General features: G+C 37.2%; 11 protein-coding genes. All 11 read left to right on the top strand.

Annotated features, from left to right (window positions below; translation table 11 throughout):
* The first annotated feature begins 11 nt into the window (after positions 1-11).
* The 11 genes from nuoF to BMX24_RS20455 all read left to right on the top strand — a co-directional run bounded on the left by nuoF (position 12) and on the right by BMX24_RS20455 (position 13,127).
* Positions 12-1,364 (top strand): NADH-quinone oxidoreductase subunit NuoF, encoded by a 1,353-nt coding sequence (gene nuoF / locus BMX24_RS20505; protein ID WP_089796235.1) that lies wholly within the window; start codon positions 12-14, stop codon positions 1,362-1,364.
* Between the two features lie 67 nt (positions 1,365-1,431).
* Entirely contained in the window at positions 1,432-2,211 is a 780-nt protein-coding gene (locus tag BMX24_RS20500) for a hypothetical protein (RefSeq protein WP_228404947.1), read from the top strand.
* 45 nt (positions 2,212-2,256) lie between these two features.
* The gene (locus BMX24_RS20495) at positions 2,257-3,255 is read left to right on the top strand and encodes an NADH-quinone oxidoreductase subunit G (RefSeq protein ID WP_089796231.1); all 999 of its coding nucleotides are present in this window, start codon (positions 2,257-2,259) and stop codon (positions 3,253-3,255) included.
* Positions 3,256-3,431: 176 nt separating this feature from the next.
* Positions 3,432-4,496: an NADH-quinone oxidoreductase subunit NuoH gene (gene nuoH / locus BMX24_RS20490; RefSeq protein WP_089796229.1), complete on the top strand. Its 1,065-nt coding sequence runs from the start codon at positions 3,432-3,434 to the stop codon at positions 4,494-4,496.
* Between the two features lie 58 nt (positions 4,497-4,554).
* Positions 4,555-5,112, top strand: coding sequence for a NuoI/complex I 23 kDa subunit family protein (locus BMX24_RS20485; RefSeq protein ID WP_062160095.1), 558 nt, complete (start codon positions 4,555-4,557; stop codon positions 5,110-5,112).
* On the top strand, positions 5,112-5,609 hold the full coding sequence (locus BMX24_RS20480) for an NADH-quinone oxidoreductase subunit J family protein (protein ID WP_027380122.1): 498 nt from the start codon (positions 5,112-5,114) through the stop codon (positions 5,607-5,609). Before BMX24_RS20485 ends, BMX24_RS20480 begins: the two co-directional genes overlap by 1 nt.
* A 3-nt stretch (positions 5,610-5,612) precedes the next feature.
* Complete coding sequence (gene nuoK, locus BMX24_RS20475; protein ID WP_027380123.1) at positions 5,613-5,942, top strand: NADH-quinone oxidoreductase subunit NuoK; 330 nt, start codon at positions 5,613-5,615, stop codon at positions 5,940-5,942.
* Between the two features lie 2 nt (positions 5,943-5,944).
* Entirely contained in the window at positions 5,945-7,858 is a 1,914-nt protein-coding gene (nuoL, locus tag BMX24_RS20470; RefSeq protein ID WP_089796226.1) for an NADH-quinone oxidoreductase subunit L, read from the top strand.
* Positions 7,858-9,351, top strand: coding sequence for a complex I subunit 4 family protein (locus BMX24_RS20465; RefSeq protein ID WP_089796224.1), 1,494 nt, complete (start codon positions 7,858-7,860; stop codon positions 9,349-9,351). Before nuoL ends, BMX24_RS20465 begins: the two co-directional genes overlap by 1 nt.
* Before the next feature lie 16 nt (positions 9,352-9,367).
* Entirely contained in the window at positions 9,368-10,747 is a 1,380-nt protein-coding gene (locus BMX24_RS20460) for an NADH-quinone oxidoreductase subunit N (protein ID WP_089796222.1), read from the top strand.
* Between the two features lie 76 nt (positions 10,748-10,823).
* Complete coding sequence (locus tag BMX24_RS20455) at positions 10,824-13,127, top strand: GAF domain-containing protein (RefSeq protein WP_089796220.1); 2,304 nt, start codon at positions 10,824-10,826, stop codon at positions 13,125-13,127.
* The last annotated feature ends 13 nt before the right edge of the window (positions 13,128-13,140 follow it).

Here is a 13,140-nt window from a genome sequence, read left to right as displayed (position 1 = left end):
GCATAATAAAAATGAGTAAAAAACTTTTACTTAAAGACGCACATATAGAAGGCATCCGCTACTTTGAAACATACCGTAAACAGGGAGGTTACACCGCAGCTGAAAAGGCCTTGAAGATGACTCCCGATGAAATTCTTGAAGAAGTAAAAGCTTCAGGACTTCGTGGACGTGGTGGAGCCGGATTCCCGACAGGGATGAAATGGAGCTTTTTGGCAAAGCCGGAAGGTGTTCCAAGACACTTGGTAGTAAATGCCGATGAATCTGAGCCGGGAACTTTCAAAGACAGATATCTGATGGAATTTCTTCCTCATTTATTGATTGAAGGAATGCTGATTTCGTCTTATTGTTTAGGCTCAAATGTTTCTTATATCTACATCCGTGGAGAATATTCATGGATTCCCGATATTTTAGAAGAAGCTATTGAAGAAGCAAAAGCAGCAGGATTTTTAGGTAAAAATATTTTAGGAACCGGTTTCGATTGTGAAATCTACGTTCAAAGAGGTGGTGGAGCATATATCTGCGGTGAAGAAACTGCATTGCTTGAATCTCTTGAAGGTAAAAGAGGAAACCCTAGATTAAAACCGCCATTCCCAGCTGTAAAAGGACTTTGGGAAAGACCAACGGTTGTAAATAACGTTGAATCTATCGCAGCAGTTGTTCCTATCATTGATATTACAGGAGCGGAATACGCTAAAATCGGTGTTGGAAGATCTACAGGTACAAAATTGATTTCTGCTTGTGGAAACATCAACAAACCGGGAGTTTATGAAATCGACATGACGATTACCGTTGAAGAATTCATTTACTCTGATGAATATTGCGGCGGAATAAAAGACGGAAAAAGATTAAAAGCTTGTATCCCTGGAGGAAGCTCTGTTCCGATCGTTCCAGCCAATTTGTTGCTTAAAACTGTAAACGGAGAACCAAGATACATGAACTACGAATCATTGGCAGACGGTGGTTTCGCTACCGGAACAATGATGGGTTCAGGAGGTTTCATCGTATTGGATGAAGACCAGTGTATCGTAGAACATACCATGACTTTAGCAAGATTTTACAATCACGAAAGTTGCGGACAGTGTACTCCTTGCCGTGAAGGTACGGGATGGATGTACAAAATTTTAAAGAAAATTGAAAAAGGAGAAGGAAAAATGGAAGATATCGATCTTCTTTGGGATATCCAGAGAAAAATTGAAGGAAACACCATTTGTCCGTTAGGTGATGCTGCAGCCTGGCCTGTTGCAGCAGCGATCCGTCATTTTAGGGATGAATTTGAATGGCACATTAAAAACCCGGAATTGTGTTTGACACAAAACTACGGTTTGGCAAACTATGCAGATCCTATTCCGGCGCCAACAGTTTAGTACCTAATAAAAGAGAAATTTTAAATTGAGAAATAAATTTTTATTACTGTTTTTATTAACAGTAACCATGAGCGTAAGTGCTCAGAGAGAAGCGTTCAAAAAAGGATCAGTAATGGTATTTTGGGGCTGGAACAGAGGTTGGTTTGGAGATTCTGATATTCATTTTACTGGTCAGGATTACAACTTTACCCTGCAAAATGTATCGGCACATGACAGACCTACTCCAATAAAGGAATTTGACCATTATATCAATCCTTTAAAAATGTCTATTCCACAGGTAAACTATAACATCACTTACTTTATTAAGGATAATTTAGGAATTACGCTTGGGTTAGATCATATGAAATATGTGATGGATCAGGATCAGGTGGTAGATTTTAATGGGAATATTTCTAATCCGGAATATGCAGCCATGGTAAAAAATGGAAAAATAGATCTTTCAGATGCCAAATTTTTGAAATACGAGCATACGAACGGGTTAAATTACCTTAACGTTGGTGTTCAGCAATACAAGCAGATTCTTAATAAAAAGAATTTTGATGTATTTTGGGCATATGGTTTAGGAGCCGGTGCTTTAATTCCAAAAACTGATGCTACATTGATGGGGAAAGAAGAAAGTGATCATTTCCATTTAGCCGGATTTGGTTTGGATGCAAGAACAGGTCTTAATGTCGTATTATGGAACCATATTGTGGCAAAAGCTGATATAAAATATGGATATATCAATTTACCAAGTGTAAGAACAACCGTAGAAAATGTAAAAGTGGATAAAGCAACCCAGGATTTTACCTTCTGCGAATTGGTATTTGGGATTGGATATACATTTAATACAAAAAAGCAAAAATAAAATAGAGCTTATCCGCTTAAACAGCATAAGCAAAAAGCATAGAATATGAGCGAAGAGGTTAAAAAATTCAAAATAACTATAGACGGACAGACTACTGAAGTTTTGCCTGGTACTTCTATTCTGGAAGCAGCAAGACAAATCGGTGGAAAATCTGTACCTCCTGCAATGTGCTACTACAGCAAATTGGAAACCAGTGGAGGAAGATGCAGAACTTGCCTGGTAGAAGTTTCTAAAGGGTCTGAAGCAGATCCTCGTCCTATGCCAAAATTGGTTGCAAGCTGCAGAACGAATGTGATGGATGGCATGGAAGTAAAAAATCTTACTTCTGATAAGGCTCAGGAAGGTAGAAAAGCTGTTACCGAGTTTTTGTTGGTAAACCACCCGCTGGACTGCCCTATCTGTGATCAGGCTGGTGAATGTCATCTTCAGGATTTAGGATATGAGCACGGTGTTGAGAATACAAGAACAGAATTCGAAAGAAATACTTACGAAGCCGACGATCTTGGGCCACACATCAAATTGAACATGAACCGTTGTATTCTTTGTGCAAGATGTGTATTAGCTGCCAATCAGTTAACAGGTGAAAGAGAACATGGAATTCTTTTCAGAGGAGATCATGCTGAAATTTCTACTTATTTAAATAAAGCTTTAGATAATGACTTCATCGGAAACGTTATCGACGTTTGCCCGGTTGGAGCATTAACAGATAGAACAGCGCGTTTTGCAAGCAGAGTTTGGTTTACAAAGCCAATGAACGCTTCTTGTAAATGCGATAAATGTTCCGGAAAAGCCACCGTTTGGATGAAAGGTGACGAAATTGTGAGAGTAACTGCAAGAAAAGATCAGTGGGGTGAAGTTGAAGAATTCATCTGCGATACTTGCCGTTTCGAAAGAAAAGAACTTTCTGACTGGAATATCGAAGGTCCTAGACACATCGACAGACATTCAGTTATTTCATTGAATCACTATGAAAAACCTAAGGATGAGCTAAGAGTTTTAGACAATCCGATGGCTAAGGAAATCAGTGAAAAAGACGAAAAATAGAATAGTTGGATGCTTGAAGCTGGAGGATGGAAGTTTGTAACGTAAAACATTACACTTCTACTTTTAATTTCAATCATTTAAAAATAAAATAAATTGGTAATGTGATGATGAGTTGATACCATGACGTGATAAACGTCCAGCTTCCAACTCCCATCTTCAAACATTTAAAATAAAAAATGGATTTACTTACATTTAAACTTATACTTGTATTAGCGCTTTTCCTGCTTTCATTAACGATTGCAGCCTACTCTACCTGGGCAGAAAGAAAAGTTGCCTCTATCATGCAGGATAGAATTGGTCCCAACAGAGCAGGACCTTTCGGATTGCTGCAGCCTCTTGCTGACGGTGGAAAGTTTTTCTTTAAAGAAGATTTTACACCTGCCAATGCAGAAAAATTTCTTTTCGTATTGGGACCGGCTTTGGTAATGTTTATTTCATTAATCACGGGAGCGGTTATTCCTTGGGGTAAAAGTTTAAATATTGCAGGTACTTCTTATGATCTTCAGGTTGCCAACATCGATGTTGGTGTACTTTTCATCATCGGAATGGCTTCAATCGGGGTATACGGAATCATGATCGGAGGTTGGGCTTCGAACAACAAGTATTCATTATTAGGCGCCATCCGTGCTTCTTCCCAAATGATTTCTTACGAATTGGCAATGGGATTGGCTTTGCTTTCTATCATTATGATGACGGGAAGTTTAGATTTAAAAGAAATTACGGAAAGCCAGACAACAGGCAAACTTTGGGGATTCATTCCTTGGGTTTCTGGTCTTAACTGGAATATTTTTTACCAGCCGATCGCTTTCCTTGTGTTCTTCGTAGCGGCTTTAGCAGAAACCAACAGACACCCTTTCGATTTACCTGAGTGTGAATCTGAATTGGTAACAGGATATTCTACAGAATATTCTTCAATGAAATTAGGATTGTATATGTTCGGGGAATACGTGAACATGTTTATTTCCAATGCTTTCATGGTGGTTCTTTTCTTCGGTGGTTATAACTATCCGGGAATCGAATGGGTAACTCAGAACTGGGGTGAAAACACGGCAGGAATCTTGAGTATCGTAGCATTCTTAACAAAAGCGATAATCGGAATTTTGATCTTTATGTGGATCAGATGGACGCTTCCAAGATTTAGATATGATCAATTAATGCACTTGGGTTGGAAAACTTTAATTCCGATGGCATTGGTAAACTTATTAATTACAGGAGCTGTAATTTTAGCGTTTGCAAACTAAGAGATAAGAATATATTTTTAAATGCTGAATAGAAGTTCAGCCTAAAAAATTAAAATAAATGAAACTTACGAACAGATCAAAAGTTGTTTCTAATAAAGAAATGACCCTTGCTGAAAAAATCTACTTACCTGCAATTTTTACAGGAATGGGGATTACATTTAAGCATGCTGTAAGAACCGTATTGAAAGGTGCTCCCGCAGTATATTCGTATCCGGAAGTACAGAAACCGAGAGCAGATATCTGGAGAGGTCAGCACGTTTTGAAAAGAGACGAGGAAGGCAGAGAAAGATGTACCGCTTGCGGACTTTGTGCAGTGGCATGTCCTGCAGAAGCAATTACGATGACTTCTGCTGAAAGAACCAAGGAAGAAAAGCACCTTTACAGAGAAGAAAAATATGCATCGGTATACGAAATCAACATGCTGAGATGTATTTTCTGCGGTATGTGTGAAGAAGCTTGTCCGAAATCTGCGATCTATCTTACAGACAGATTGGTAGATGTGGAAACCAACAGAGGTTCTTTCATCTATGGAAAAGATAAATTGGTTGAAAAAATAAATGAAAGGATTGATATCACAGAAAGACAATCCGAGAAACAAAAAAATGCGGTAAAATAATGGATCAGTTTTTATTTTTCTTGGTAGCGTTTTTAGCAGTGGCCAGTGCGGTGTATTTCGTATTTGCCAGAAATCCTTTATATGCTATTTTGTCATTAATTGTGACAATGTTTTCTATTGCGGGCATGTACATTCTTCTGAATGCACAATTCCTTGCGATTATCCAGATTATTGTTTACGCCGGGGCGATCATGGTATTGTTCCTTTATATCCTGATGATGCTTAACCTTAATAAGCAAGACGAAAGTAAGAAGAACAATACTTTAAAATTTGTTGGAGTTTTTACGGCAGGTCTTTTATTAATTGGAGTTTTAGGCGTATTCAGAGGAGTTCAGGACAATCATGTTGTTGTTGAGAATGTAGACAAGGGCGTTGGTCTTACGAAAAATCTGGGTAGACTTTTGTTTAATGAATATGTTTTACCGTTTGAGCTTGCATCCATCCTTATTTTGGCAGGTATTGTAGGTGCGGTATTAATCGGTAAAAAAGATTTATAAATTATGGGAGAAGTAAATACATTTATACAAAGCATCCCTCTGAATTATTTCATCATTCTTTCTTCAGTATTATTCTGTCTGGGAGTGTTGGGAGTATTATTGAGAAAAAATGCTATTGTTATTTTGGGTTGTGTAGAGCTTATGCTGAATTCTGTAAACCTTTTATTGGCTGCTTTTTCAGCGTATAAGGGCAACGGAGACGGACAACTTTTAGTTTTCTTCATTATGGTGGTTGCTGCTGCTGAAGTAGCGGTAGGTTTGGCAATTATTGCTATGCTATATAGAAATACCCGTTCTGTAGATGTAAGTATATTTAATAAATTAAGAGGATAAGAATGGAAAATTTAGTATATGCAATAGTACTTCTACCACTTTTAGGGTTTCTTATAAACGGTTTATTCGGGAAAAATCTTCCAAAAATATTGGTTGGATCTTTGGCAACGGCAGTGGTTTTCGGATCTTTCTGTATCGCTGTAAGCCTTTTCATGAATTTCAATTCTGAGAGCCAGCCCGTAATCGTAAAAGCTTTTGAATGGTTTAGAGTAAATGGAGTTCAGATCAATTTCGGATTCCAGATCGATCAGCTTTCTTTAATGATGGTAATGATCATTACAGGAATCGGTTCTTTGATTCACCTGTACTCTATCGGATATATGAGCCACGATAAAGGTTTCTATAAGTTTTTCACTTATCTTAATCTATTTATCTTCTCAATGTTGTTATTGGTAATGGGAAGCAATTATCTAATCCTTTTCATCGGATGGGAAGGTGTAGGTCTTTGTTCTTATTTACTAATCGGATTCTGGTATACCAACGAAGAATATGGTAAAGCAGCGAGAAAAGCATTCATCATGAACAGAATCGGTGACCTTGCGTTATTGATTGGTATTTTCATGATTGCTTCTCAGACCAATGCTTTGGATTATCTTTCGGTAGCGGAAAACGCCGGAAAATTTGAATTAGACGGAACAGTAATTATCTTTATTACAGCGAGTTTATTTATCGGTGCAACGGGTAAATCTGCTCAGGTTCCATTATATACATGGTTACCGGACGCGATGGCCGGTCCGACTCCTGTTTCTGCGTTGATTCACGCGGCGACGATGGTAACGGCGGGTATTTATTTGGTAGTAAGATCAAACTTCTTATTTACTTTGGCACCTACGGTTCAGGGAGGAATTTTATTCATCGGATTCTTAACGGCTGCTTTGGCAGGATTCTACGCATTACGTCAGAACGATATCAAAAAAGTATTGGCATATTCTACAGTTTCACAGCTTGGATTCATGTTCATCGCTTTAGGTCTTGGAGCTTACACAACAGCAATGTTCCACGTAATGACACACGCTTTCTTCAAGGCATTATTGTTCTTGGGAGCAGGTTCTGTAATCCATGCCATGAGCAACGAGCAGGATATGCGTTTCATGGGAGGTTTGAAAAAATACATTCCTCTTACACACGCTACTTTCCTTATCGGGACATTGGCTATCTCAGGATTCCCTTTATTATCAGGGATGATTTCTAAAGACGAAATTTTAGTAGCAGCTTTTGCTAAAAATCCAATCTATTGGGTATTCTTATTTGTATTAGCGGCTGTTACAGCAACCTATATGTTCAGATTGTACTATCTTACTTTCCATGGAGAGTTCAGAGGTACGGAAGAACAAAAACACCACTTACACGAAAGCCCGTCGAATATGACATTACCATTAATCGTATTGGCTATTCTTTCTGTATTGGGTGGTTTGATTAATCTTCCTCACTTTATCGGTCACGGTCATTATGCCAAATTAATGGAATGGCTGAAGCCGGTTCTTACCGAGGAAAGCTTTAAACAAATGGAAACTACGCTATCTGCAGTTCCGTTTGGTACTGAAATGACACTTTTGGCAGCGACTGTTCTTATGTTCTTCGCCGTTTGGTTCATTGTTAAAAATACTTATGTCAATAAGAAAAAACAAGCATTACCAGAGGAGCAATACACAGGATGGGAAAAACTGTCTGCCAGAAAACTATATATTGACGAACTTTACAATGCATTAATTGTAAAAACTGTTGAAGGATTAGGACGCGGAGGAAAGATGTTTGATAAGGGTATTTTAGACCGTTTTGTAGACTTTGTGGGTGATGGTGCTGAAGATAGCGGAAAAGCGATGAAGCGTATCCAAAACGGAAATGTTGAGAATTACATTCTTATCATGTCTTTAGCTGTGGGAATTATACTGATTGTTAACTTTATATTACAATAATGTCTGGTTTATTATTAACATTATTACTATTACCTCTAGTAGGTTCGGGATTAGTTTTTGCATGGAAAGATAAATCCAGCAAATATTTGGCACTGGGAATTGCATTGGTTCAGATGCTTCTTACATTCTATATACTTTCGGATTTCAATTTTACTCCGACTGTAGATAGTGTATTGCAGCATGAGATCAATTATCCCTGGTCACAATTCATGAAGAGCTCTCTTCACTTCGGTATCGATGGGATGAGCATGCTTCTTTTATTGTTGACGAATATTTTATCGCCAATCATTATTTTATCTTCTTTTAATGAAAATGTAAGCTACAGAAACACTTTCTACGGTTTGATTTTGCTGATGCAGTTCGGATTGGTGGGAGTTTTCACTTCGCTTGACGGATTGTTGTTCTACATTTTCTGGGAAGTAACTTTGATTCCGATCTGGTTCATTGCCGGACTTTGGGGGCAGGAAAATAAAAGATTTGAATTCACTACGAAATTCTTCGTCTATACATTCGTTGGGTCATTATTCATGTTAGCAGGATTGATTTATGTTTACAATCACTCTGCATCATTTGCATTAACGGATTTATATAATGCTCAGCTTAACGAAACACAGCAAACAGTGGTATTCTGGTTCATTTTCTTTGCTTTTGCAGTGAAATTACCGGTATTCCCTTTCCATACTTGGCAGCCTGATACGTATACCTACTCTCCTACTCAAGGATCGATGTTGTTATCGGGGATCATGCTGAAAATGGCGGTGTACGGAGTTATGCGTTATTTATTACCGATCACTCCGATTCCGATTGCCGGAATTTCAGGGCAGATTGTAATTATTCTGGCGATTGTAGGAATTGTTCACGGTGCATTAATCGCTATCATCCAGACAGATATGAAGAGAATCATTGCGTATTCTTCTTTCTCTCACGTTGGATTAATGGTGGCAGGTATCTTCGCTTCTGCAGTGATTACCTTAAGAGGAACTTTCAATATTGAAGGTGCTGAAGGGGCATTGGTACAGACATTCGCTCACGGTATCAACGTGGTGGGTCTATTCTACTGTTGTGATATTTTATACAAAAGATTTAAGTCAAGAGACATCAGACAAATGGGAGGTCTTGCAAAAGTAGCTCCTAAGTTTGCGGTTTTATTTCTGATCATTATATTAGGTTCTATGGGAGTTCCATTGACAAATGGCTTCATCGGAGAATTTATCTTGTTGAAATCTGTATATGATTTTAACGGATTGGCAGCTGTAATCGCCGGTCTTACGGTAATTCTTTGTGCAGTGTACTTATTGAGATTCTACGGAAAAGCAATGTTTGGACAGGGTGATGAAGCGGTTTTAAGTACAGCAAAAGATTTATCCGGAGTAGAATTTTCTGTATTGGCAAGTTTAGCGGTTTTTGTGATTTTACTTGGTATTTTCCCACAACCGGTAATCGAAATGGTGAATAGTTCGTTGAAGTTTATCTACCAATCAATGGTAAGTTAATTTGATATTTTAAAAAATGAGTGTTTTAATTATTGTTTTCCTAACGGCAGTTGTTGCGTTATTTTCAGGAGTTTTTGAACAAGGGAAATTCGCAAGATACATTGGGATTTTGGGATTAATCATCGCATTATGTGTAAGTTTCATGCCAGAATGTGCGTTCTTCGAACAGTACAGACATATGTATGACTATACCGCAAATACTGCGTTATTCACTAAAATATCAATCGTAACGACATTATTACTATTCTTTTTGGGAGGTTTTGCATTCAGCAACCACAGAAGCCACCAGTCAGAATTATATGCATTGATGCTTTTTGCTCTTTGCGGTGGAATTATCCTTTTCGGTTTCCAGAATATGGTGACGCTATTCTTAGGAGTTGAGATTCTTTCTATTCCTTTATATGTAATGGCTGGAGCCAACAAAACTGATCTAAGATCTAATGAAGCTTCTATTAAATATTTCTTAATGGGTGCATTCGCGACAGGTTTCTTACTGTTCGGGATTGCATTTATCTATGGAAGTGTAGGAAGTTTCGATTTATATAAAATCCATGATTTCGGAACGTCAAATCCTAAGGATGTCATGTTCATTTTAGGAGTTTTATTAATCCTTTGTGCATTGGCATTCAAAGTAGCATTAGCACCTTTCCACATGTGGAGCCCTGATGTTTATTACGGATCACCTTCATTGATCACAGCTTTCATGGCGAGTGTGGTAAAAATCTCCGGATTTTTCGCATTATTCAGATTAATGACCATTGGTTTTGCGGGCGTGACTCACGAATGGATCAATGTTTTAGGAGTTTTCCTGATCATCACATTACTTTTGGCAAACGTTATGGGTCTTGCCCAGACCAATGCAAAAAGAATGTTGGCTTACTCTTCAGTTTCCCACGCAGGATACATCGGGTTGGTTTTCTTCGGAATGACAAGCCTTTCTACGTATAATTTAGCATTCTATTTGTTTGCATATGCCTTATCAACAGTAGGAGTTTTCATGTGTCTGATCTACGTGGAAAAACTAAAAAGAGAAACATCTTTCGGAGCTTTCAAAGGATTGGCAAAAACAGAACCTTTATTGGCTACGGCAGCGGCAATTTCCATGCTTTCAATGGCGGGAGTTCCATTAACAGCTGGTTTTATGGGTAAATTTGCTTTATTTTCCCAAGCAATGAACGGTGCGGCTTTCCTGGTTTTAATAGCTGTTTTGGGTTCCGCAGTTTCAATTGCTTATTACCTGAGATTAATTATTGCGATGTTCTTCTTCAAAGAAAGTTCATTCAAATCTTCAGAAAAAGTAACACTTACGTACAATATTGTTGCAGTAGTGGTAATAGCTTCCATTATTGTGTTGGGAGTTTTCCCTGACTTGTTTGCGAGACAGTTCGGATTGTAAAAAGTCACGACAAAATATATTAAACCACAACACCAAAGTTGTGGTTTTTTTTTAACTTTACTCTAAATTTCATCTTTTGTCAAATCTCTACAAAAAAGACGCTCCATTTAAGGTATACATTTCGTTCAAAAAATACTTGGATGTGCTTGAGCATATTCGATATAACGACCGTTTGGAGTACCGTGTCAATTATGCACAATCTTTGATTGACAAAACGAAAAATTTTCAGGAATTCAAAGATGGATTTCAGGATATTTCTTTACTGGAAAAACATGAAGAGCTTATCAAGCTTTTGTTGGCAGACCTTTTCCCTACCGGACTGACTAACAACGAAATAAAAGCAGCAAGCATTCCGCTTTCCAACATTACTTTCAATTATACCGAGAGATTTAAAAATATTTTGAAAGATGCAGGAAAAGATTTTGAAATAGAGCTTAGAAATATCGACGACGACGAATTTTACGTGTTCTGCTGCTGCCTGATTCTGCAAAGTTATTTTAAAAGAGACATCAGAAGTAACCTCCCCCTTTATTATGATATTCCGAACAAACACGGAATCATGAAACATTATAAAATTACGGTAAATTCAGATTTTACTGAAATTTTTCCTACCGAGAAAGCAAAAATCCCTTCCGATGAAGTCATAGACATGCTGCTGGAAAGCCTGGACGATTTTAAACTTTGGAAAAAATATTTCCCGTCAGAATCATGGATCTTGAGAGGGTTTACCATTATTTCCCTTGTTGACTGTACGTCGGAAGTCGCTTTATCAGACTTAAAATCAAGCATGATAAGTATCGATCCGGAAAATCTTTCGCCAGATGAAAATCTGATTGAAATTTTTAAATCATATTTTGATGTTTCAGAACTCAATTTTGGGTTAATGCTTTTCAACAAAAAAGATCAAAGACTTGAAAAAGTTCCGATTTATGAAAACCTTTTTACGAATCATATTTTGGATTTTTGGATCAATACATTTGATGACGAAATCCGAAAAACTACTTTTGATAATTTAAATCAAAACTCGAAGCCCATCGTTATTTCCAATGTTGACAATTTGGAGCATGAGGTGAAATCACTACCTTCTTTTGATATTTTAAAAAGGAATAAAATCAACAGTTTCATGGTAATCCCTATCATGAAGGACAGTGAATTATTGGCCATTATGGAATTTACTTCACCGATTGCCAATAGTTTCAATGGCTTGAAAGCAAAAAAAATGGAGTTTTTTACTGATATGATATTATTTTCCCTGAACCGTTTTAGTTTTGAGAAAAATTATCAGATTGAAGCTATTATCCAAAGAGAATATACGACCATCCATGACAGTGTTGTGTGGAAATTCAGAAATGAGGCCGAGAAATATTTCAATGCTTCTCTTTCGAAAAAAATATACACTTTAAAGCAAATTTCGTTTAAAAATCTTACGCCATTATTCGGATTTTCAGACATTCGTTCATCTTCTGAAAAACGGCTCAATTTAATGCTTGAAGACCTCAATCAGCAGATTGATTCTCTGCACGGAATTTTTTCTTTGCTTAATTCAGATTCAGAAAAATATTTATTAGCCTTGGATATTTTTGAAAATGAATTGAATAACGAGATTAAAGCTGATACCGAACAGCGCTTCCAGAGGCTATTGAGAGAAGAAGTTCATCCTTATTTACAGGCAAAACTAGAGATAAAATCTTCTAGTGAAGTGAAGGCTAAAATCAAAGATTATTTCATGCAGGTTTTTACTCAAAGTGATCTTTTTTATACCAATAGAAAAAGCCTTGACGATTCTATCACATTGGTCAACAGGAAATTAGCCGACCTATTGGATGAAGGCCAGGAAAAAGCCCAGCTTATTTTTCCGCATTATTATGAAAGATTTAAATCTGATGGTGTAGAACATAATTTGTACACAGGTCAGAATATAGCTCCTGAACTTCACTATAGCTCAAAAGTTGTTCATAAGCTGAGATATTGGCAGTTGAAAACGATCTGTAATATGGAACTTGAGTTTCAGAATTTCAAAAGAGATCTTCCGATTCCTTTGGATATTGCCTCGCTGATTTTTGTTTATAATGAAAAAATAGACATCCGTTTCCGAATGGATGAAAAACGTTTTGATGTAGACGGAGCCTATAATTCTTACTACGAAATCATCAAAAAACGCCTTGATAAAGCACATATAAAAGATTCAACGGAAAGAATTACCTGTCCGGGAAAAATCACGATCGTATATTTCGGCATGGAAAACCAAAAAGAATATCTGGAATACATCAATAAACTTCAGAAAAAAAATATTCTTCAAAATGATGTTGAGTTTTTAAAAGTAGAAGATCTACAGGGAATTACAGGGCTTCTTGCCTTAAGAGTTTCTTTAGCACAATAAAAAAAATCGTTCT

It is taken from the genome of Chryseobacterium wanjuense (assembly GCF_900111495.1).
Taxonomy (GTDB): Bacteria; Bacteroidota; Bacteroidia; order Flavobacteriales; family Weeksellaceae; genus Chryseobacterium; species Chryseobacterium wanjuense.
The sequence above is the reverse complement of the archived record's forward strand: the minus strand, read 5'-3'. Positions and strand labels throughout refer to the sequence as shown.